This window comes from Rothia koreensis, assembly GCF_004136575.1.
GTDB classification, from domain to species: domain Bacteria; phylum Actinomycetota; class Actinomycetes; order Actinomycetales; family Micrococcaceae; genus Rothia; species Rothia koreensis.
In genome coordinates, this window is record NZ_NOIQ01000010.1 from 46,444 (window position 1) to 69,037 (window position 22,594).

Annotated in this window: 17 protein-coding genes and 1 pseudogene; 8 read left to right on the plus strand and 10 right to left on the minus strand. The window is 65.7% G+C overall.

The genetic code is table 11. From position 1 onward, the window contains the following. Positions 1 to 4: 4 nt before the first annotated feature. The 4 genes from EWU68_RS08375 to EWU68_RS08390 all read right to left on the minus strand — a co-directional run bounded on the left by EWU68_RS08375 (position 5) and on the right by EWU68_RS08390 (position 5,507). Entirely contained in the window at positions 5 to 1,477 is a 1,473-nt protein-coding gene (locus EWU68_RS08375; RefSeq protein ID WP_129315677.1) for an amidohydrolase, read from the minus strand. A gap of 500 nt (positions 1,478 to 1,977) precedes the next feature. Then, complete coding sequence (locus tag EWU68_RS08380) at positions 1,978 to 3,564, minus strand: PTS transporter subunit EIIC (protein WP_129315678.1); 1,587 nt, start codon at positions 3,562 to 3,564, stop codon at positions 1,978 to 1,980. 93 nt (positions 3,565 to 3,657) lie between these two features. Then, positions 3,658 to 4,569 carry an N-acetylmuramic acid 6-phosphate etherase gene (gene murQ, locus EWU68_RS08385; RefSeq protein ID WP_129315679.1) on the minus strand — a complete coding sequence of 304 codons (912 nt, stop codon included), beginning with the start codon at positions 4,567 to 4,569 and terminating at the stop codon, positions 3,658 to 3,660. After that, positions 4,566 to 5,507, minus strand: a complete 942-nt coding sequence (locus tag EWU68_RS08390; RefSeq protein WP_162421364.1) for a MurR/RpiR family transcriptional regulator — start codon at positions 5,505 to 5,507, stop codon at positions 4,566 to 4,568. The genes murQ and EWU68_RS08390 overlap by 4 nt, the downstream gene beginning before the upstream one ends. A 150-nt stretch (positions 5,508 to 5,657) precedes the next feature. Here EWU68_RS08390 and nrdI point away from each other — a divergent pair, with 150 nt between their 5' ends. The 3 genes from nrdI to nrdF are packed head-to-tail and all read left to right on the plus strand — an operon-like array spanning position 5,658 to position 9,359. Further along, complete coding sequence (gene nrdI, locus EWU68_RS08395; RefSeq protein WP_129315681.1) at positions 5,658 to 6,149, plus strand: class Ib ribonucleoside-diphosphate reductase assembly flavoprotein NrdI; 492 nt, start codon at positions 5,658 to 5,660, stop codon at positions 6,147 to 6,149. Further along, a complete protein-coding gene (nrdE, locus tag EWU68_RS08400) occupies positions 6,146 to 8,305 on the plus strand; it encodes a class 1b ribonucleoside-diphosphate reductase subunit alpha (RefSeq protein WP_129315682.1) in 2,160 nt (719 codons plus the stop codon). Before nrdI ends, nrdE begins: the two co-directional genes overlap by 4 nt. Before the next feature lie 28 nt (positions 8,306 to 8,333). After that, positions 8,334 to 9,359, plus strand: coding sequence for a class 1b ribonucleoside-diphosphate reductase subunit beta (gene nrdF / locus EWU68_RS08405; RefSeq protein WP_129315683.1), 1,026 nt, complete (start codon positions 8,334 to 8,336; stop codon positions 9,357 to 9,359). Positions 9,360 to 9,740: 381 nt separating this feature from the next. Here the strand turns inward: nrdF and EWU68_RS08410 are convergent. Beyond that, a pseudogene (locus EWU68_RS08410) lies at positions 9,741 to 10,958 on the minus strand (PTS transporter subunit EIIC); the annotation flags it as partial. 145 nt (positions 10,959 to 11,103) lie between these two features. On the opposite strand from EWU68_RS08410, the gene EWU68_RS08415 reads away from it, so the two are divergent. The 4 genes from EWU68_RS08415 (at position 11,104) to EWU68_RS08430 (ending at position 16,685) form a co-directional block, all read left to right on the plus strand. After that, positions 11,104 to 11,334 carry a PTS sugar transporter subunit IIB gene (locus EWU68_RS08415; protein WP_129315685.1) on the plus strand — a complete coding sequence of 77 codons (231 nt, stop codon included), beginning with the start codon at positions 11,104 to 11,106 and terminating at the stop codon, positions 11,332 to 11,334. 17 nt (positions 11,335 to 11,351) lie between these two features. Continuing rightward, a complete protein-coding gene (locus EWU68_RS08420) occupies positions 11,352 to 12,098 on the plus strand; it encodes a GntR family transcriptional regulator (protein WP_129315686.1) in 747 nt (248 codons plus the stop codon). A gap of 71 nt (positions 12,099 to 12,169) precedes the next feature. Continuing rightward, positions 12,170 to 15,961 (plus strand): TM0106 family RecB-like putative nuclease, encoded by a 3,792-nt coding sequence (locus EWU68_RS08425; RefSeq protein WP_129315687.1) that lies wholly within the window; start codon positions 12,170 to 12,172, stop codon positions 15,959 to 15,961. Further along, entirely contained in the window at positions 15,954 to 16,685 is a 732-nt protein-coding gene (locus tag EWU68_RS08430) for a hypothetical protein (protein WP_129315688.1), read from the plus strand. Before EWU68_RS08425 ends, EWU68_RS08430 begins: the two co-directional genes overlap by 8 nt. Here EWU68_RS08430 and nagA read toward each other — a convergent pair. Beyond that, positions 16,669 to 17,868, minus strand: coding sequence for an N-acetylglucosamine-6-phosphate deacetylase (nagA, locus tag EWU68_RS08435; protein WP_129315689.1), 1,200 nt, complete (start codon positions 17,866 to 17,868; stop codon positions 16,669 to 16,671). The two genes, EWU68_RS08430 and nagA, sit on opposite strands and share 17 nt — an antisense overlap. Before the next feature lie 4 nt (positions 17,869 to 17,872). Further along, positions 17,873 to 18,601, minus strand: coding sequence for a GntR family transcriptional regulator (locus EWU68_RS08440; RefSeq protein ID WP_129315690.1), 729 nt, complete (start codon positions 18,599 to 18,601; stop codon positions 17,873 to 17,875). 111 nt (positions 18,602 to 18,712) lie between these two features. Between EWU68_RS08440 and nagB the strand changes: the two genes are divergently transcribed. Continuing rightward, entirely contained in the window at positions 18,713 to 19,492 is a 780-nt protein-coding gene (gene nagB / locus EWU68_RS08445) for a glucosamine-6-phosphate deaminase (protein WP_129315691.1), read from the plus strand. Positions 19,493 to 19,936: 444 nt separating this feature from the next. On the opposite strand, the gene EWU68_RS08450 is transcribed toward nagB, so the two are convergent. The 3 genes from EWU68_RS08450 to EWU68_RS08460 are packed head-to-tail and all read right to left on the minus strand — an operon-like array spanning position 19,937 to position 22,571. Then, entirely contained in the window at positions 19,937 to 20,629 is a 693-nt protein-coding gene (locus tag EWU68_RS08450) for an N-acetylmannosamine-6-phosphate 2-epimerase (protein WP_129315692.1), read from the minus strand. Between the two features lie 29 nt (positions 20,630 to 20,658). Then, entirely contained in the window at positions 20,659 to 21,648 is a 990-nt protein-coding gene (locus EWU68_RS08455) for an ROK family protein (RefSeq protein ID WP_129315693.1), read from the minus strand. Further along, positions 21,645 to 22,571 carry a dihydrodipicolinate synthase family protein gene (locus EWU68_RS08460; RefSeq protein ID WP_129315694.1) on the minus strand — a complete coding sequence of 309 codons (927 nt, stop codon included), beginning with the start codon at positions 22,569 to 22,571 and terminating at the stop codon, positions 21,645 to 21,647. The genes EWU68_RS08455 and EWU68_RS08460 overlap by 4 nt, the downstream gene beginning before the upstream one ends. Positions 22,572 to 22,594 lie beyond the last annotated feature (23 nt).

The following is a 22,594-nucleotide window of genomic DNA, read 5'->3' on the forward strand; positions in this document are numbered from 1 at the left end:
GTATTCAGAGGTCCCAGTGGGTCGGTCGCCCCGCAACGAATGTGGCGGCGACCGACATCCCTGCCAGGGTGCGCGCGGCGTCGTCGCTCGTGGCCCCGGCGAACGGATCCGCATCGAGCAGCAGCACATCCGCGGCGTCGCCCGAACGGATCCGGTCGACGCCGTCCGTCGAGGCCGCGAACGCTTCCCTCGGGGTGATCGCTTCCTCCTGGTGCCACGGCGGCCGCCCGTCGCCCGATCGATGGACCGCGGCCGCCATGGCCAACCACGGATCCAGAGGCGCCACGGGCGCGTCAGATCCCATGGCGAGACGGACGCCCCGATCCAGCATCGTGCGGAAGGCGAAGATGCGGTCGGCTCGATCCGGCCACAAACGGTCCATGGCGTCCCGGTCGTCGATGAGGTGAGCCGGTTGCACACTGGCCGTGATCCCCAGCCGGGCCATACGGTCCAGGTCGTCAGGCCGAACCACCTGCGCGTGCTCAACCGACCCTCGAGCACCCACGGATTCGAAGGCATCCAGGGCCAGACCGACGGCGGCGTCCCCCAGAGCGTGGAGCGCGACGTCGAGTCCCCCTTGGTGCGCGAGGTCGAGCAATCTGTTCAACTCCTCCGGCGGCACGTTCTGCACGCCCCGGGGATGGTCCAGGTCTTCGGCCCCGACGTAGGGCTCGCAGCAGTGAGCGGTCCTGGTTCCCAACGACCCGTCGGAAATGATCTTGAGCGGGCCCATCCGGATGAGGCCTGACTCGTCCAGTGCGTCTCCGCTGGCGAGCCCGCGGTCCAGGACGTCGTCCAGGAGGTCCGGGTAGACACCGGTCCGGACCCTGAGCAGTGGTTCGCTCTGCCCCGAACGACGCACCCACGCGTCGTGATTTGCCGCGAATTCGAGGTCGACCATGCCGACGACGCCGCGGGCCGCCGCCGCCAGCGCGGCGTCGCGAACGGCCGCTTCGGGGTCCGGCGCCAGCGGTTCGAGCTTCGCGAAGAGCGGGAACCAATCGTCCTCGTTGAAGATCGCATCCCGCGGAGGCACGCCGAGGAGTGTCATCGCCGCCGAGTTGAGCCACCCGTTGTGCATGTCGCCGCTGACCAGGACCACAGGTCGGTTCCCGCTCACGGCGTCGAGCTCGGTCACGGTCGGCTGCCGCTGCCACGCCGACGAACGATATCCGAAGCCGAAGAACACGCTGCCTCCGCGGTCCTGCTTGAGCGCTTCGCCGACGGCCTGGGTCACCGCTGCGGGCGACGGCGTCCCGGACAGGTCGAGCCGCGACCTGGCTTGGGCCCACTGGTCGAAGTGGGCGTGCGCATCCCAGAGGCCCGGAACGAGCCATCGGCCGTCCGCGTCGACGACGTGGTCCTCGGCGTCCGGCTCGAGACCGTGTCCCCACTCGATGCGGCCATGGGCGATGCGCGCATCAAGGATGTCGCCCCCGAAGGGGTCTCTCACGGTGCGGAGGAAGAACGAGTCCATGATTCCCTTCTACCCCAGTCGCCGACCCGTCGCCTCACGCCTTCCCAGGTGCCGACGGAATATGACGTCGAGGTATCGCGAGGGTCGGGCGAACGGGGTGCTGGCTCGTCTCTGGACGGGGGCGCTTGGGGCCGTCTCGGGCTGCCGCCTCGGGAACGAGGTGGCAATTTCGTGCAGCGCGGCGGGACGAGGTGGCACTCACGTGCAAAAAACCCACCCAAAACCGCACAAAACTGCCACCTCACCCCGGAAAACCCATCCCAACCGCACACCACTGCCACCTCGGGACCGAAGTGGCACTCACGTGCAGGACAGCGAGCGAGATTCAGTGTCGGCCGGGCCTGAACCGGATTCCGACGACGCCGAGAACCTCAAGGACGTTGCGGCGTGGGGCTTTCCCCGAAACCAGTCACCCGCCGTTCACCCCACCGACCGAACTGGGGAGTTGGGCAGCGGAGTCGACCACCAGCCTCTCCGCCACCCGCCGCTCCTCCACACCGTCACGCCGTCGCGACAGCGGATTCCGCCGCGGCTTCCTCGTCCGCCATGCGAGCGACGAGGTCCTTGGGAACGCCGAAGAAGTAGGTCAGCAGGAACCCTGCCACGTAAGAAATGAGCAGCCCCACGGCGTAGACCCCCAGGGCGGCACCCAGGCCGTGGTTTCCTGCGGCCAGCGGGAACAGTGCCCAACCGCTGGGCCCGATCGCGGTGGACCCGGTCGCGAACCCGAGCTGGTTGAAGATGCCGATGAATCCGCCGCCGAACGCGCCACCGATGCACGCGGTGATGAACGGGCGGCCCATGGGCAGGGTCACGCCATAGATCAGCGGCTCTCCGACGCCAAGAATTCCGGCGGGCAACGCCGACTTGATCGTGTTGCGCAGGGCCCGGTTGCGGATGCGCAGGTACACCGCGGCGGTCGCACCCACCTGTCCGCCACCCGCCATCGCCAGGATCGGCAGAAGGATCGTGTACCCGGCCTGCGCGATCAGCGTGGTGTGGATCGGGATGAGTGCCTGGTGCAGTCCCAGCATCACGAGCGGCAGGAAGAGGCCCGCGAGGACAAACCCGGCAAGTCCGCCGCTGGTCCCGAGCAACCAGGTGGCGCCGGTTCCGATGCCGGTCGAGATCCAACCGGCGAGCGTCATGAGCGGGAAGAGGGTCAGCGCTCCGGCAACGAGGACAGTCACGGTCGGGACGATCAACATCGCGAGCGATTCAGGGGCCCACTTCCGTGCCCATCGCTCCACATATGCCGCCAGGATGGCGGCCAGCAGCGCGCCGATCACACCGCCCTGGCCGGGTTCCAGGCTGGCACCGAGAATCGACACTTTGGACACACCGGCGAAGGGAATAATGGCTGCGACGGCGCCGCCGAGCACTGGCGTCCCGCCGAATTCCTTCGCAGCATTCATGCCCACGAAGACCGCGATCAGGGTCATGAACCCACTGGAGATCGCGGTCAGGACCGGGACCGCCCCGGCGGCCCACGGCCACGCACCGTTCGCGACGAAGTTCTGGAGCACGCCGCTGATGCCTGCCACGATTCCGCAGGCGATCAGCGCGGGAATCAGCGGGAGGAAGATGTTGGCGATCCGCCCCAGGAATGCACGGACCGGCGAAGACTTGCGCTCCGACTGGGAACGTTTCATCTGCGCACCGAGGGCCTGAAGGTCCTCGGGCGAGCCGGGGGCCTCCCCCTCCGCACCTATTCCTGCGCCCGCACCTCGTCCCGCGGCCGAGGCTCCAGCCGCGCTGGAGGATCCGGCTCCGGCCGCACTGCCGGCGGCCGCACCGCCCGCAACGCCGTCTCCGTTCCCCGAGGGCTCCGATTCGGCGTCCCGCAAGCGGGCCTCGATGTCGCGGGCAACGGTGTCCACGACGCCGGGGCCCAGGACCACCTGCATGGTGGGCCCCGGAACGACACCGAGAACCGCGTCAATCCCCCGCAGGGCGTCGACGTCCACCGCCGATTCGTTGTGGACCGGGATCCTCAGACGGGTGATGCAATTTTCCACACCGTTGATGTTTGACGCACCGCCGAGACCGGCGATGACGTCCTGGGACGTCGTGTTCTGATCGGACATGACCGACTCCTTTGTGGGTTGCGTTCGTTTCACCGACCGGAGCGGCAGGGGTTCCGGCGCGGGACCGCCGGGCTGACGGCGGGGTGGTTTGGTTCAGTCCTGGGGTCGGACCAGGCGTTCCAAGGCGGCTCTGAGGACGCCTGAGTCGCGTTCGAGCTCCTCTCGGGCGCGCGCGGCGTCGACGTCGGCAAGGATTGTCAGGATCGCGACCTTGGCGCTTCCGTCGGCCGCGCTGACGGCCTTCCCGATGACGTCCGGTTCGGCCCCGGTGACCGCGCCCACGATGCGCTGAACCCGTTCCCGCAGCTTGGCGTTGGTGGACTGCACGTCGACCATGAGGTTTCCGTAGGTCTTGCCGAGCCGCACCATGCTCATCGTCGAAATCATGTTGAGCACCAGTTTCTGGGCGGTTCCGGCCTTCAGCCGCGTCGATCCGGCCACGAGCTCCGGACCGACCACGACTTCGATGGGGTGCGCCGCGACGGATGCAAGGCGCGAACCTGTGTTGCACACCATCGCTCCCGTCGTGGCGCCACGACGCGCCGCCTCCTCGACCGCGCCGACGGCGTAGGGTGTCCTGCCCGAGGCCGAGACCCCGACGACGGCGTCCAGCGGACCGATGTCCAGGTCGATCACGGCCTGGGCACCCGCGGCGGCGTCGTCCTCCGCTCCTTCCACGGCGGAAACCAGGGCTCGTTCACCGCCGGCGATGAGACCGACGACCTCCCCCGGAGCCGTATTGAACGTGGGCGGGCACTCGGATGCGTCCAGGACGCCGAGCCTTCCGGCCGTCCCGGCACCCGCATAGACCAGGCGCCCACCGGCGCGGAGCCCGGGCACGGCCTGATCGACGAGCAGGGCAATGTCCTCGGCGCAGCGCCCCACGGCGTCAGGAACCGTGGAGTCCGCCCGATTCATGAGCCGAGCCAGGTCCGCGGTCGGCATCCTGTCGATCTGTGAGTACTGTTCGTCGACTGCCTCGGTGGTGGGCACGTCCGTCGTCATGATTTCTCCGATGCTGGGGTGGGGGTATGGGCGGTTCGGGGCAGTCGCTTGAAGGCCAGAGCTTCGTGGGAGCGCGCGATTGCGGTTCTGGCTTCGTCCTCGCGCAGTTGGAAGACCATGGTGAACAGGGCGTCGACCACGAAGAGCTGCCCCGAACGGGAGGTCATCGCGGCCAGTCGAAGACCGGTCTCGCGAGTCGCCACGCTGACGAGGACATGGTCGGCCGACCCCAACGGCGAGCGCGGGCGCGTCGTGATGGCCACGGTGCGGGCACCGGCACGTGCGGCAAGGGAAAGAGGGTCGACGACGTCCCGCGTGCGCCCGGACGCGGAGATTCCGATGAACACGTCCTGGTCCGTCAGCAGGACGGCGAACGTGAGCGCGTCGTGGGCGTCCGACGCCATGTGGACCTGGATCCCTATACGCCCCAGTTTCGCCGCGAGGTCTCGCGCGACCAGGCCGGACGCCCCGACGCCGACGACGAGGACCCGCCTGGCCCCTGCCACGGCTCCGGCCACCTCGCGGACGGCGTGCGCGTCCAGGGTCTCTTCCGTCCGCGCGATCGTCTCGCGGTCGCTGGACGCGAGCTTGGCCATGACGACCTCCGGGGGATCCTCGGCCGAGATCCCCGCGGGATACGAGCGGTCGCCCCCGTCCGACCCTTGCGCACGGCCGATCGAGGTGGCCAAGCGAGTGCGCAGCTCGCGAAAACCTGAGCACCCGACGGCGCGGGCCAGGCGGATGACCGAGGCGTCGCTGGTCCGGCTCTCCTTCGCGAGGTCCGCCAGCGTCATCGGGACCGTGCGAGCCGGATCCTCGAGGATGAAGCGGGCGACCCGGGCAGGCCCCGGGCTCAGCGTGCCCTCCACGGCTCTCAAGGACCCGAGGATATCGGCATCATCAGAGCTTTCGGAGTTTTCCTTCACTTTGGCATTCACAAGCAGGAGTTTTCCTTCATATGTGAGCCGTGTCAAGAACTACGCCTGGGCGTAGTTTTAAGTTCTGCCACGTGGTATTTCTATATATGCGCACCTCAGGGGCCCACCAGCACAACATGTTGTGTTTTCGACCAACAACGAAAGGACGCCATGAACGATCCATCCGCCTCCCGCAGGCGGCCCCCGACGTCGTTCCGCACCCTCCCACCGACCGAATCGCCCCGCCTGGTGTACTTCTCGAGCGCCTCCGAGAACACTCACCGGCTCGTGCAACGGCTGAGGCACCCCAGTGTTCGCATACCTCTTCGTCCCCGCACAGAGGGCATGATCCGGGTCAGCCGGCCATACGTGCTGGTCGTGCCGAGCTACGGCGGCGGTGACGCCAAAAAGGCCGTCCCCCGGCAGGTCATCACCTTCCTGAACGACCCCCAGAACCGCTCCCTCATTCGGGGAGTCGTGACCGCGGGCAACACCAATTTCGGGGAGGACTACTGCATCGCCGGCCCCGTGATCGCGAAGAAATGCGGAGTCCCGGAGCTCTACAGGTTCGAGTTGCTCGGCAATGCACACGACATCAAGACCATCGACCACGGACTCGACGAGTTCTGGAAAACCACGCAGAAAGAGGAGGAAACCGCATGACGCTCTCGCCGGAAACAACCGACGTCGGCCGCGAAGGCATCGGGACGCGCAAGGACTACCATGCCTTGAACGCCCGGCTTAATCTGTTCGACGATCAGGGGCGCATCCAGTTCGACCAAGACCAGGAAGCCATCCACGCCTTCCTGGAACAGCAGATCGGCCCTCGCCTGAAGACATTCGACTCCGTCCTGGAGCGCCTCGACTGGCTCGTGGCCAATGACTATTACGAGGCCGAATTTCTGGACCTCTACGAGCGTGACGCCCTGGAGGAGATTCACCACCGTGCCCATCAGTTCGGGCACACCTTCGGATCGTTCCTGGGCGCCTTCAAGTTCTTCACGTCGTACGCCCTCAAAAGCTTCGACGGAACGGAGTATCTCGAAGAGTTTCCGGACCGCGTCGCGGCGACGGCGCTTTACCTGGCGCAGGGCGAGCGCAAGTTCGCCGCGCACCTCGTGGACGAGATGATGTCCGGCCGCTATCAACCGGCGACCCCCACGTTCCTCAATGCGGGCAAGAAGCAACGCGGCGAGCTGATCTCCTGCTTCCTGCTGCGCGTCGAGGACTCGATGGAGTCGATCGGTCGGTCGATCAATTCGGCCCTCCAGCTGTCGAAGCGCGGCGGCGGCGTCGCCCTCATGCTCACGAATCTTCGGGAAGCGGGTGCACCGATCAAGAAAATCGAGAACCAGGCGTCGGGCGTGGTTCCGGTCATGAAGATCCTCGAAGACTCTTTCTCCTACGCGAATCAGCTGGGAGCCCGGCAGGGGGCCGGCGCGGTCTACCTGCACGCCCACCACCCGGACATCCTTCGCTTCCTGGACACGAAACGGGAGAACGCCGACGAGAAGGTTCGGATCAAGACTCTTTCGCTCGGCGTCGTGGTCCCGGACATCACCTTCCGGCTGGCGAAGGAAGACCGCGAGATGCACCTGTTCTCTCCCTACGACGTCGAGCGCGAGTACGGCACCCCGATGTCCGATTTGTCGATCACGGAGCACTACGACGACCTGGTCCGCAACTCGCGCATCCGGAAGACCACGATCCGTGCACGGGACTTCTTCACGACCATCGCCGAGCTCCAGTTCGAATCCGGTTACCCGTACGTGCTGTTCGACGACACCGTCAATCGCGAGCATCCCCACCCCGGGCGGGTCGGGATGTCCAACCTGTGCAGCGAAATCCTCCAGGTCAGCACGCCATCGACCATGGATCCGGACCTGACGTACTCCTCCGTGGGCCGAGATGTCTCCTGCAACCTGGGCTCGCTCAACATCGCCGCCGCCATGGCCTCGCCCGACTTCGGCCGGACCGTGGAGACCGCGGTGCGCGCCCTGACGAGCGTTTCGGACCAGTGCGACGTCGGCGCGGTTCCGTCCGTCGAACGCGGCAACCGGGCGAGCCACGCGATCGGGCTGGGGCAGATGAACCTGCACGGATACCTGGCATCGCAACGCATCCGGTACGGCAGCCCCGAGGCGCTTGATTTCACGGACGCCTATTTCCGGCTCGTGACCTACCACGCGATCCGTGCATCGCACCGACTCGCCGTGGAACGCCGGGAGACCTTCGAAGGCTTCGAGGACTCCGATTACGCGAATGGGGCCAGGTTCGACCGTTACGTCCAGTCGAGCGGCAGACCCGCAACCGAGAGGGTGCGGGCTCTCTTCGCCGACGCCGGCCTGCATCTTCCGACCCGCGAGGACTGGATCGTGCTCAGGTCACGGGTCATGCGCGACGGCATGTACAACGCCTATCTGCAGGCGATACCGCCCACCAGTTCCATCAGCTATATCAACCACTCGACGGCGTCGTTGCACCCCGTGGCCTCCCGGATCGAGATCAGAAAGGAGGGCAAGTTGGGCCGCGTGTACTTTCCTGCGCCCCACATGACCCAGGACAACCTCGAGTACTTCGAGGACGCCTACGAGATCGGGTACCGCAAGATCATCGACACGTACGCCGCCGCGACCCCGCACGTGGACCAGGGGCTGTCGCTCACACTGTTCTTCACCGACGAAGCGACCACGCGGGACATCAACAGGGCCCAGATCTACGCGTGGAGATCCGGAATCAAAACCCTCTACTACATCCGGCTCCGCCAGGCGGCCCTGAACGGAACCGAAGTGCAGGACTGCGTGTCCTGCTCCCTCTGACCCCTCCCCGCTTTCGAAGGAGAACACCATGACCCCATCGACCGATCGCCGACCCCTCACCGAGATCTCGGTGACCCCGCCGTCCTTTCGTCACGACCCGAACCACCGACTGCGCCCGATCAATTGGAACCGCATCCAGGATGAGAAAGACCTCGAGGTCTGGAACCGGCTCACGTCGAATTTCTGGTTGCCCGAGAAGGTCCCGCTCTCGAACGACCTCCCGGCCTGGCAGCGTCTGTCCGAGGAAGAGCGGACACTGACGATGCGGGTTTTCACGGGCCTGACCATGCTGGACACGGTTCAGGCGACCGTCGGAGAAATCAGCCAGATCCAGGATGCCCGCACCGAGCACGAGGAGGCCGTGTACACCAACATCGCCTTCATGCAGTCGGTCCACGCCAGGTCGTATTCGAGCGTGTTTTCGACGCTGGCCTCGACGCCCCAGATCGAGGAATCCTACCGGTGGGCCGTCGCCAACGACCTCTTGCAGGAACGCGCCAAGAAGGTTCTGGTGCACTACTACGGGGACGATCCGCTGCGCCGAAAAGTCGCCTCGACTCTGCTGTCCTCGCTGCTGCTCTACGCCGGGTTCTATCTCCCCCTGCATTTCTCGGTCCACGCGACCATGACCAACACCGCGGACATGATCCGGCTGATCCTGAGAGACAAAGCGGTTCACGGGTACTACTCGGGGTACAAGTTCCAGCGCGGCCTGGACTCCTGCACGGGCGACCGCAGGGAAGAGATCCAGGCCTTCACCACGGGTCTGCTCGACGATCTGTACGACCTCGAACTCCAGTATTCGGGAGAGCTGTACGAGCCCCTCGGTCTCATGGACGACGTCGCCGTCTTCGTCCGGTACAACGCCAACAAGGCCCTCATGAACCTCGGATACCCCGCGCGTTTCGGCGCGGAGGAGACCACAGTGAATCCCGAGATCCTTGCGGCCCTCGCCCCGGGGTCGGACGAGAACCACGACTTCTTCAGCGGATCCGGGTCCTCCTACGTGATGGGCAAGGCCGTGGAGACCGACGACGACGACTGGGACTTCTAGCCGCTTCCCACGGCGCGAGGTGGCAAGTTTGTGCGTCTTTCGCGCCGAAATTCGCACAAACCTGCCACCTCGGCCTCGGGGCATGCACGAAGCTGCCGCCTCAGGCCCCCACGGCTATGCCGGGTCCGGGCCTCGGTCCGGGTTCCGATCCGAGGACTGTGCCACATGTCGGCCGGAGGCACCCGGCACACCGTCTCGCCCCGCCGTGTCGGCGTCGTCCGGACTGGCCTCGCCGCGTGTCCCATCGGTCGGGGCCGCGTCGGGCGAACCGGCGTCGGACGAACCGGCGTCGGACTTGCCGGAATCTGTGGCCGACGTTTTCTCGGCGGCGACTCGCTTCGAGGTCCCCTCGCCAGCACCCACGGCGGCCTCGGCCCCGGCGTCTTCCTCACGGCCCGGCGTGCGCAGGTTCCACTTGCGGATCACGAAACGGAACAAGAAGTAGTAGATCAGGGCGTAGCCGATGCCTATGGGTATCAGCCAGATCGAGTTCTGGGATATGCCGAAGTTGAGGAGGTAGTCGATGGTTCCCGCGGAGAATCCGAAGCCGGTATGTATGTCCAGGGCGTTGGTCAGGGCCATGGAGGTTCCCATGAGTACCGCGTGGATCAGGTAGAGCGGCCACGCAATGAACATGAAGGAGAACTCCAGCGGCTCGGTGATCCCCGTGAGGAACGAGGTCAGACCCGTCGAGAGCATGATGCCTCCAATGACCTTCTTCTGGCCCGGTTTCGCCTCGTGCCAGATGGCCAGAGCCGCCGCGGGGAGTCCGAACATCATGATCGGGAAGAAGCCGGTCATGAAGACGCCCGCGCTGGGATCGCCGGCGAAGAACCGGGAGAGGTCACCGTGGGCACCGTCGTAGTCGCCCAGGATGAACCACACGATCGAGTTGAGAATGTGGTGCAGGCCGAATGGAATCAGCAGTCGGTTCAGGATGCCGTAGATTCCCGCGCCCAGAACCGTATTGCTGCTCACGGCGGAGCCGATCGCGGCGAGGCCCTTGTCGAAGAACGGGTAGAGCAGGGCGAGCACCACGGCGATCACCAATGCGGCCAGCGAGGTCAGGATCGGCACGAGACGGCGCCCGCCGAAGAAGCCCAGCCAGTCGGGCAGTTTGGTCCGGTGGAATCTTTGCCACAACAGGGCCGATGTCAGACCGATCACGATGCCGCCCAGGACGCCGTAATCGATCTCCGGCTTCTCTCCGGCGGCCGCGGTGGCGCTGCTGTCCAGCACCACAGGAGACATGACCTTGAAGATGTTGGTCATCACCAAGTAGCCGACGACGGCCGCGAGCGCCGTCGAGCCGTCGCCCTTCTTGGCGAAACCGAAGGAAATTCCGACGGCGAAGAGCAGCGGCAGCCCGTCGAACAGGGCCGAACCTGCGGCACCGATCACCTGTGCGGCCGTGGAAATGGACGAGAATTGTCCGAGAAGATCATCCTGCCCCAGCCTTTGGAGAATCGCGGCCGCAGGTAGGGCCGCGATCGGAAGCATGAGGCTCCGGCCAAAGCGTTGGAGAATTTTCATGGCGTTGCCGTCACCCTTGGTCCGCGGCGCGGCAGCGGCCGGGGTGGAAGCGTCTGACGAAGACATGGGGACCTCGTTTCCCGCGGGTGCGAGAGTAGCGTGCGGTTGTGAAGGTCGAGCGCTATGGGTACGCTCGAGACAACTGTTTATAACCAGTGGTTCTGATCACTGTATTCACGTGACGTAACTTGTCAAGGCCAGGAGGCACCCAATGTTCGATCCGGAGAAATTGCTGGAAGCACTCGGCGGAGCCGAGAACGTCGAAGAAATCGAAGGATGCATCACCCGCTTGCGCACCGAGGTCGAGGATTCGTCCGTGGTCGATGAGGCCGCACTCAAGGCCATGGGGGCCCACGGGGTCGTGGTCTCGGGCGGAATGGTGCAGGTCGTCGTCGGCCCCGAGGCCGAAAACCTCGCCGAAGACATTCAGGACCTGCTGTAGAGAAGGCGCGCGAGCACGTGGTTCACAAGCACGAACAGGTCAGGTCGGAGTTGCGGGAGCTGGCCCGGAGAGAGCTCTCTCCGGGTGCCGCGCTTCCGGGGGAAAGGGCCCTCGAGAAGCAGTTCGGGGTTTCCCGCATCACGATTCGACGTGCCGTCGCGGATCTGGTCGCGGAGGGCGTTCTGGTGCGCATCCACGGCAAGGGAACCTTCGTGTCCCACGGGCGCGTCCGTTCGACTCTCCACCTCGCGTCCTTCACCGAGGACATGAAACGGGCCGGTTTCGAACCGTCCACGGAGATTCTCGTGGCCGATCGAGGCGCACCTCCCCCGCGGGCGGCGGAGTTCTTCGGCCTGGAGGACGGCGAACAAACTCTCTGCGTCAAGCGACTCCGGCGCGCGAACGAGGCCCCGGTCAGCGTGGACGAGTCCTGGATCCGTCCGGACCTGACGGACCTCCTCCTCGCCAAGGACCTGACGCAGTCCCTGTATTCGCATTTGTCCGGGACCGGCTTCGAGGTCAGCACCGCCGAACAGACCGTCGAGGCGGCCGCGGCGGAGCCGGAGGTCGCCCGCGTCCTCGAGGTGGAGCCCTCGGCCCCTGTGCTGCTGTTTCACCGCTACACATTCGCCCGGTCCGAGGAAGGACCCGTACCGCTCGAGTACTCGATCTCGACGTACCGGTCGGATCGGTACCAGATATCCATGACCCTGGACCGCGAGCGCTTGGGAGTCCCGGAACCGGAAGACTCGAAACCCGCTTAACTTGTCAGTCAGCCCCCGTACCCTGGACTCAGCGCCTCGCACGACGCCCGAGGCCAAGTCTGGAGGTGGCCGTGTTCTTCGTTGATGTACCGGAACAGCATGCGGCTCATCCGCGCCCCGGTCTGATCTATTCCGCATCCGACCTCGTACGGGCCGCGGAATGCCCGTGGGCCACCCTCCATCTCCTGGACGAGAAGCTGGGCCGCCTCCCCCGATTCGAGGCACCGGAAGACCCGATGCTCGAACGCACGTCGGTTCTGGGCGACCAGCACGAGGCGGCGGTGCTCGAGGAGTACCGCGAGCGCTTCGGTCCGTACGACTCCGCGACCGGTCGTGGAGTCTACGAAATCGACCCCGCCCGCAGAATGGATTGGGGCACTCTGGTCGACAAGCACGGGGAGTCCATCGAGGCCTTGCGGTCAGGGGCCGACGTCGTCTTCCAGGCCTCTTTCTTCGACGGCAGATTCCATGGCAGGTCGGACTTCCTGGTCCGGGAGGATGACGGCCGATACGCGGTCTACGACACCAAATTGGCTCGTCACGCCAAGGTCACGGCGCTATTGCAATTGGCCGCCTACGCCGACCAACTGGACAACGCAGGAATTCCGGTGTCGGACACCGTCACTCTGGTCCTCGGGAACCGGGAACGGGCCTCTTTCCACGTCGGGGAGTTCATGGCCGTCTATCAGGAGCGGCGTGACCGTTTCGAGGCTGTCTCGCGGGAACGCATGGCCGCGGATGCCGAGCCCCTCGATTGGTGGCAGGACTCCGTGTCCAGATGCGGCAAGTGTCCGCACTGCGCGGCTGAGGTCGAGCGGCATCGGGATGTCCTCCAGGTGGCCGGGATGTCCATGGCGCAGAGAAAACTCCTTCGGCAGCGCTACGGAGTGCGGACCGTGGACGACCTCGCCAATCTCGAAGGTCGTTCCCTGCCCTCACCCGTTCGGTCGGCGAGGGACCAGGCCGCGTTGCAGACCGGGCGCGCGGTTCCGGACAAGACGGTGACTTTCACGGATGCGTCGGGAACACGAAAGAGCGTCTCCTATGTGGTCACGGATTCGGCGCCCTTGACCAGGATTCCGGCGGCGGACCCCGGCGACATCTTCTTCGACTTCGAAGGAGACCCACTATGGCAGGATCCTTTTGACTCCTCGTGGGGTATCGAGTACCTCTTCGGCCTGGTCGAGTCTCCGGAAGATTCTTCCGAGGACCCCCGGTTCGTCCCCTTTTGGGCCCATTCCCGGGACGAGGAGAAACAGGCACTTCTCGATTTCCTGGAATACGTCCGGCAGCGCAGGCAACGGTTCCCGGGGATGAAGATCTATCACTATGCCAACTATGAGAAGAGAGCCCTCCGGGACCTGGCAGCGAAGCATGGGGTCGGCGAGGAAGCCGTGGACGATCTCTTGAGGGAGGAAGTCCTGGTCGATCTCTACGACGTCGTTCGCTCCAGCCTGCGCATCTCCGAGGACTCCTACTCGATCAAGAAACTGGAACCCCTGTACATGGGCGACCAGCTGCGCGCTGGCGACGTCACCACAGCGGCAGCATCGGTCGTGGCCTACGCCGACTACTGCCTGGCCCGGGACTCAGGCGACCAGGACCGCGCCCTGGCCGTTCTGGACTCCATCGGGGACTACAACCGGTACGACTGCGTCTCGACCCTACGTCTCCGGAATTGGCTGCTGGGCCTGGTCTCCCGGTCGGCCGAAGAGGAAGTCGGTCAGCCATACGAAACACGTGACCTGTCTCTGGAGCCCGAGCCTCCGGAGGACGCCCGCGAGTCAGCCGTCGAAGCATCTCTGAATCACTTCGTCGAAACGGCGTCGCCGGAATCCACCGGGTTGGCCCCGGACGTCCTCCGGGACACCGTCCGGGCCGTCGCCATGGTCTCCAGCGCGACGGGCTACTACCGGCGCGAACGCAAACAATTCTGGTGGTCACATTTCGACCGGCTATCGGCCCCGGTCGCGGACTGGGAGTCACAGCGGGACGTTCTCGTCTTCGAACGCCTCGCGGTCGAGGAGAATTGGCACAAGGCCACCCCGCGCGCACGGACCGAAAAACGGATCCTCGAAGGTACGGCTCGACTGGCCGAGGGCTCCGCCCTGAAGGACGGGGATTCCGGCCTCTTCGCGATGTACGAGACACCGTTGCCGCCCTACCTGGAGGACAAGGCCCGTGAGGCACGCCAGCGCGCCGAATCCGGACCAAGGGGCGGACAGGCCGTTGCTTCCCGAGCCAGTGATGCGCGCCTGACCCTCGAATCCTTGGAACAGACGGAGGTTCCTGGGCATGTGCGCATTCGCGTCGTCGAGTCACGGCCGCAGGGTGCGGAATCGTTCGATCAACTGCCCATGGCCTCAACCCCACCCGCCCCGATACGTACGAAGGCCCAGGAAGATTCTTTGGCGATGCTCGCTGAGGAAGTGGATGCGGCATTGCCCCACCTCCCCCGCGCCGCCGGCTTGGACATTGTGGCTCGACGGCCGCCGCGTCTCGCCGACGGCGGGGCCCTTCCGCGCGTCGGCGACCCGGGGCTCGGCGACGGCAAGATCCCCATGGCGGACGCGATCCACGCTGCGGTGTCACGGCTCGAGAACTCGTATGTCGCCGTTCAGGGCCCTCCCGGAACCGGAAAGTCCTTCGTCGGCTCCCACGTGATCGGACGGTTGGTCCGTGAAGGATGGACGGTCGGTGTGGTCGCCCAATCCCACGCCGTAATCGAGAACCTCCTGAAAGGGTGCATGGTCAACGGCGGCGTGCCCGGCGAAGCCATCGCCAAGGCCAAGAGATCCAAGACCTCAACCGACGAGGACGTTCCGCGGGTGCCCTGGCGAGAAATCGCCCAGAAGGACATCCCTTCGTTCATGGCCGAAGCCGCCTCGGGGGAATCGCCGGTACCCGGTGGCAGGATCTACGGCGGAACAGCCTGGGACTTCGCGCACCAGGATCGTTTCGCGCCGGGCAGCGTGGACCTCCTGGTGATCGACGAAGCCGGGCAGTATTCACTGGCCAATATGCTGGCCGTGTCCCAGTCGGCTCGGAACCTCTTGCTTCTGGGAGACCCGCAACAACTGCCCCAGGTCACCCAGGGAAGTCATCCGCAACCGGTCGACGAGTCGGCCTTGGGCTGGCTCTCCGCGGGGGCACGGACTCTCCCGCAGGAATACGGCTACTTCCTCGACGCTTCGTGGCGTATGCATCCGGAATTGTGTGCCCCAGTGTCCACGTTGTCCTATCAGGGGCGGTTGCACTCGGCGTCGGCCGCCGCCCATAGGATGCTCGCGGACACGAAACCCGGGGTCTACCGCCTCGACGTTCCGCACACGGGCAACGCGACCTCGTCTCCCGAGGAAGCGGCACGTGTGGTGGAACTTGCGAGCGAACTCGTCGGAAGGAGCTGGAGACATGCGCCGGACCAAGCGTTCAGGCCACTGGAACCTCACGATGTCCTCGTCGTGGCTGCCTACAACGCCCAGGTGGAAGTCATTCGTGAAGCCCTGGAAGAAGCGGGGCTTTCGGATCAGGATGAGACGGGGGTCCGGGTCGGGACCGTCGATAGGTTTCAAGGGCAGGAAGCGCCGGTAGTCATCGTGTCCATGGCGGCTTCCTCTGCCGAGGATGTACCCCGCGGGATGGACTTTCTTCTCTCCCCCAACCGTCTCAACGTCGCCGTTTCCCGCGGACAGTGGGCAGCCGTGATCGTCAGTTCCCCCAGCCTGACGGACTACTGGCCCACCAATCCGGACTCGCTGTCGATTCTGGGCGGGTTCACGGCGCTGCGCAGGAACGCCACATCGTGGGACAGGCTTCCGCTCTCAGGGAGCACCCGGGACAAAGAAGGGGAGATCCATGAATAATAATCATGAACCGTACGGACACGAGCAGGAGGAAGGGATGATAAACATCAACCCGAGTTTCAAAGCCCGGACTCCTTATATCTTCCACTTCGACGACCAAACGGTTGTTCTGGGTGATCCCGAATACCTGAAACAGGTTGAAACCTTCCTGCTGACGGCTGACCTCGCAACACGCACCACGTATTGGGACACCGGCGAAGAAGACCCTCTCGATTTCGATCCGGACCCCGAGCCCGAGGACATGAACAGCGTCGGGATCGAGGGGGACGAATCCGTCTTTTGGAATGCCATCGAATCGGCTATTTTCCAACAAACGGAATGGCCCGAGGGCGAGGACGCCGTGGTCTATGCACCCCACGTTCCCGACTGGCTCTCGCAGGCGCAGTCCTGGTATTTCGACCCGATCTGTCCACCGCTGGGCCCCGGCGGTCCCGGTGGTTGGGTCCGACGCCGGGCCGTGGACGGCCGGGGCTACCCGGTCGGCCTCTTCCAATTGACCGAAGCAGATTCCTTCTGGGTCTTCGCATCGGAGGAGGACCTTTCCGACATCATGGAACTGTGCCGGTCGCTGGCCCGGTTCCGCATCGGATTCGACCAGGTCACCCCGTATCTCGGTCCGGATGACACCATCGGGTCGCTCGCCCTGCCCATCGAATGCAGGGATGCACTCCACGAGGAGCTCATGATCAGGGGCGTGGACGTCGAATCTATGTTCTGGGAATGAGGCCTCCGACCGGAGACAGACCCTCGTCGAGGAGTCGAAGCGGCAAACCGTCGGCCCACGGATTCAACCCCACGGCCCTGGCCGGTCGGGTTGTGGCCGCCGTCAACGCCTCGTCGAGGTCGATACCGGCCTCGACCACGGTCCGCACCGCCTGATCCATCGTGAGGGTTGAACCGGCAATGGCGCCCTGGCTGCCGTCCGGGGTGGTCAACCGTGCGATGCCATCGTCCACCCGAACGTCCAGGGAACCGAGCCTGTAGTCGCCGTCGGACTGGCCTGTGGCGGACATGGCATCGGTGATGAGCACGACCCGACCCGGCATGGCGCGGAACAGCATCGCGACCACCTCGGGCGCAATATGGACCCCGTCGGCGATGATTTCCGCAACCACGTGAGGTGACTCCATCGCGGCAATCACCGGACCGGGGTGCCTGTGGTGGATTCCGTTCATGGCGTTGAAGGCGTGCGTCAGAATCGACGCTCCGGCGTCGAAGGCGCGCAACGCAGTCTCGTAGTCGGCATCCGTGTGCCCCACGGCCACGCGCACCCCCTGCCCCACCAAGTATCGGGTCACCGCAAGGTCGTCATCGAGTTCAGGGGCCAGCGTCACCTGACGCAGGTAGCCGCCGGCCGCATCCACCAGACGCTTCGCCTGGTCGAGCGTTGCCGGTCGCAGGTAGTCCTGCCGGTGCGCGCCCTTGTGCGCGGGCGAAAGCCACGGGCCCTCGGCGTGGATGCCTTCCAGCCGAAAGCCCGCGGGGATGCCCTCGCCGGTCGTGATGGCCCGCGCCACGCGCCGGAAGGAATCTTCCAGTTCGTCCAGCGGGTTCGCGACGAACGAGGCCAGCGCCCGCCCCGTCCCGTGGTCCCTGTGCACCGACAATGAGGTCGGCAGGCTGTCTCCGTCCTCATACGCGTACCCGCCCGCTCCGTGGCAGTGAATGTCGGTGAATGGGGCACTCAGGAACATGCCGGACGCGTCGAGCGGGAGCGACCCCACAGCACTCCCGGCGTCCCGGTGGAAGGAGTCCCCCAGCCCGCCGCGGATCGGCACGCCGGCGTCGTCGCACTCGACCCAGACCGGTCCCGAGTCCGCCGTCAAAACGTCTGCGGGAACGTCGGCAAAAACGGGCACGTCCCGCAGCGTCTCGGTCGGGCGCGCATTGTGGATCAGGGTATTCATGGGTTCAGTCCTTCGCTCCGCGGACGACGCTGAGGTCGAAACCGTACCGGTCCGCTCGGTAGGTTGTCTCTGTGCATTCGACAGGCCGCCCCAGAACGTCGCGAGCACATCGTTCCACGCGAAGCGCCGCGGCTCCGACCGGCTGGGACAACAGATTGGCCTCCTCAAACCCAAGGTTGACCGCGCGGATCGATTGATCCGCCGATTCCGCGCGGTGCCCCCGTCGGGACAATTGTTCGTCGAGGGAACCACGAGGATCAGGCAGGCTGCCACCAAAAAATTTCAAGGGGATGCGCGCCAGCTCGAGTGCCATCGGCAGGCCGTCCGCGAGCCGCAGGCGGTGGATCCGGGCGAGTTCCTCGCCGACCGGCACGTTCAATTTTTCGGCCAGGATCTCGTCTGCGGGGACGACGTCGTTGCCCAGGGTCTCGCTGGTCGGCCGGTGCCCTCGCTCGTCCATGTCCTCAGAAAACGACGTCAGCCGCAGGCCCTTGCGAATCATGCTCGGATCAGCGACATAGGTCCCCGATCCACGGACCGAGTAGACGGCGCCGGAGGCCACCAGGTGGGCGATGGCTCGACGCACGGTGGCCCGGCTGACGCCGTACTCCTCCTGCAGGGTCCTCTCCGTCGGCAGCGCCTCGTGCGGCTCACCGGCGGCGACGACGTCGGCCTCCAACGCGGCGGCCAGCGCAAGGTACTTGGGCACGATCTCGGTTTCGCCTGCGGTCATCCTCGGACATCACCCACTGTTTGCGTATTGGTACGAACCAAACATACACGGATCATCTGAACGACGTTATTGGTACGTACCAATTCGGTCGTGAAGGGGTAGGCTGGAGGCATGGAAATCATCGTTGTCCCTGATCCCGAGTCCGTCGGCGACGTCGCGGCGGAACGCATTGCCGAACTCGTTCGGAGAAAACCGGATGCGGTTCTGGGTGTTGCGACCGGCTCGAGCCCCGTTCCGACGTACCGGTCCCTCGAGCAGCGGGTGCGCAACGGCCTGGACGTGTCCGGGGTGAGCGCCTTTGCGTTGGACGAGTATGTCGGCTTGAGCGAGGGCCACCCCCAGAGTTATGCGGAGGTCGTGCGGAGAGAAGTCACGGAGAGACTTGGGCTCGACCCGGAGCGCGTGCACGTGCCGAAGGGTCACGCAGTAGACGTCCCGACGGCGTGCGAGGAGTACGAAGAGGCGATTCGAGCAGCGGGCGGGGTCGACCTCCAGATCCTCGGTATCGGCAGCAACGGTCACATCGGGTTCAATGAACCGAGCTCTTCACTCGCGGGCAGGACTCGCGTCAAAACGCTGACTCCCACCACACGCAGGGACAACGCACGGTTCTTCGATGACGACCTCTCCCAGGTTCCGACCCACTGCATCACCCAGGGAATCGGCACGATCCTGGATTCAGGTCTGGCTCTGCTGGTGGCTTCGGGCGAGGGCAAGGCCGAAGCAGTAGCCGCCATGGCCGAGGGGCCTGTGGGGGCGTTCTGTCCGGCTTCCGCTTTGCAGCTGCATCGTCGGTCCGTCGTCGTCGTGGACGAGGCCGCCGCATCCTTGTTGACGAATCGGGAGTACTACGACTTCGTCAGAGACAACCGCCCGTCCTGGCAGCTCTGAGGGGCAGGGCCCGTCGTTGAGCGCGGGCCGGCTGTATGACGTGCATTGGCCGGCCCTCGTCATGGCGACTCTCCGATTCGGCCGGCCGCTGTCCGCGTTGGGTGGCGGTTACCCGATTCGGGGGCGCTTTCCAGCCGTTCCAGGCCTCGCATCCGCTCCCGACACCTCAAGTTAGGTGGCGGTTACCCGATTCGGAGCCGATCTCCGCCGTTAGGTGGTGGCTGAACGGCCACCTAACGGCGGCAAGCTCCTCGCAATCGGGCAACCGCCACCCAGCGCCACCCCGGTTCGCCACCCAGCGCCACCCCGGATCACCGCCACAAATAACCGCCCCAGGAACGAGCACCGCACCCGGACACGGACGACGGCGACGTCGGGGCGGCCCCGACGACCCGGCCGCCCCCATCGACTCGCCACCCCGCGCCATACCCCGAGCGAACGGGTTCAGTCCGTGGTGGGCAGGGCGTCGACGAACCAGGAGGTGATACTGGTCGGATGCGTGATCGCGGTCCCGACCACCACGGAGTCGGCTCCCGCGGACAGGGCAGATGCAGCCTGGGCCGGGGTGTGGATCCGTCCTTCGGCGATGAGCATCCGGCCGGTGCCCTCCGCCGCGATCTGTTCGATAAGTTCCAGGTCCGGGCCATCGGTCTTGGGGCGTTCGCCCGTGTATCCGGCGAGGGTCGTTCCGAGAACGTCCGCGCCGGCGTCGACGGCAGCCAGTGCGTCGTCGAGAGAGCCACAATCGGCCATGACCATCGCCCCGGTCTTTTCGTGGATCACGGCGATCGTTTCCCTCAGGCTGCGACCATCGGGTCGATCCCGCCGGGTCCCGTCGAGCGCCACGATGTGGGCACCCGCCTGGGCGACGGCAAGTGCGTGGTGGAGGGTCGGGGTGATGAAGACCCCTTCGTGACCGTCCTTGAACAAACCAATCACGGGCACCTCCACGGCCGACCGCGCGTGCTGGATGTCCGCGAGTCCCTGAACCCTGACGGCGGCCGCCCCACCGAGCACGGCCGACTGTGCGACCTGGGCCATGGTCCGGGGGTCCCGCATGGGTTCACCAGGGTATGCCTGGGCCGAAACGACGAGTCGCCCTTTCAGGCCGTTGAGCTGTTCATTGGTGAGGAGCATGGGTTCCTTTCCGCCCGGAGGGCACAGGTTCAGTCCGTGGGGGCTGCCGGGTTACGGTCCGACCAGGCGAGCGAAGCCGCACCCAGGAGGGCTGCCATGTCCCCGGACGAGGCGGCCACCGGGCGCGTGGTGATCCCGGGCAGACGAACCTTCAGGAAGGTCTCGATCATGGGTTCCCACCACGAATGCCCCGAAGCGGCCAGACCGCCGGAGAGCACGAGCTCGTCCGGGTCGATCATGTTGACGATTCCGCCGAGGAATGCCCCCGCGATCTCCGCCGACGCCTTGATGACTCGACGTGCGGAAGCGTCTTCATCCGCCCGTGCGAACACTTCGCGGGCCGTGCTGAGTTCGGCTTGTCCGCCGGCGCTGCGATAGGCATCCGCGAATGCGACGCCGCCGCACGCGTTTTCGAGGATCATGTGCTCGGGCGTCTTCGACCCGGCCGCGAAGAGCTCGGAGTCCCGGTGATGAGGCATCGGCGTCATGCCCACGTGACCGGCCACGAAATGCTTGCCGACCTGCGGTTTGCCGTCGATCAGCATGGCGCCTCCCACGCCGGTCCCGAAGGCGACCAGGAACATCGTCCCTTCCGCCGTCATGCCGTGGTTCTTCCTGTACAGCGCCTCGCCCAACGCATGCGCGTGGACGTCGTTGACCGGTCGGACGGTCGTGATGGGCCGGCCAGGAACGTCCTCCAACAGTGCGGCCAGGTCGCGGGACAGCGCGGCCCCGGTCCAGTCGCGGATGTTGGGCGTCGCCGAGAGGACGTTGCCGGTGTAGGGGTCGATGGCGCCGGCCGACCCGATACCGAGCACGGGGCGGACCTCGATCCCGCGCTCCTTGGCCTCGTCGAGCAGTGTCCTGGACACCGAAGCCGCGGTGGCCATGACCGCGGACGCCCCGCGTTGGGCCGGCGTGGGTTCGGCAGCCTGCCCCAGGATCTCTCCCGTGGCGGTGATGAGCGCTCCCGCCGTTTTCGTTCCACCCAGGTCGAGGGCGACCGCGGCATGGGTCATAGGAGTCCGGTCCTTTCCAAGATCGTACGAATCGAAGCGGCCTCGTTCTCGTTGAGCGCCGCCATCGGCTTGGACATTGTATTCGACGAGATCACACCCAGTTCGACCAGTGCGGTCTTGAACGCGCCCAGTCCTGCGGCGCCGCCGGAAACGCGGTTCGAGTCCGGGCACCCGACGATCGTGAACAGATCGACCAGGCGGTCCTGTTCACGACGTGCGGCCTCCCAGTCCCCGGCTGCCGCCGCCTCGTACAGACGAACATAGCCGGAAGGATCCACATTGCCCAGCCCGGGCACAATACCGTCGGCCCCGGAGAGCATGGCGCCGTCGCACACGACCTCGTGCCCCGTGAACAGCGAGAACCCTGCGACGTCGCGGGTGGCGAGCGCGAGCTGCCGGAAGGCGACGTCGTCGTTGGAGGAGTCCTTGACCCCGACGATCGCACCCTCGTGAGCCAACTGGGCCAGCAGGTCCGCGCCCAAGGGGATGTGGGTGCGAACGGGAACGTTGTAGGCGAAGACCGGGACATCCACGGCATCCCGCACCATGCGGAAATGATCGAGGATCTCGTTCTGGTTCGTGATCACGTAGTACGGGCTGGAGGCCACAACAGCGTCCGCACCGAGCCGGGTCATCCGCCGCGCCTCTTCCGCGACCCGCACACCGGTCTGGTCGTTGGCTCCCACGATCACGGGCACCGCCCCGTTCACGATCTCGGCGGTCAGCTCGACGACGGTGCTCCGTTCGTCATCGCTCATATAGGGCGTCTCGGCGGAGGAACCGAGCATGAACAGGCCGTGCACTCCTCCGTCGATGAGGTGACGGACGACCCGTTCGAGACCCTTGCGGTCGATCTCGCCGTCGGTGGATCGGGGGGTGACGACGGGCGGGATGACGCCGTGGAATGCGGGGGTTGCAGACACGTGGTTATGCTCCTGACGGTTGT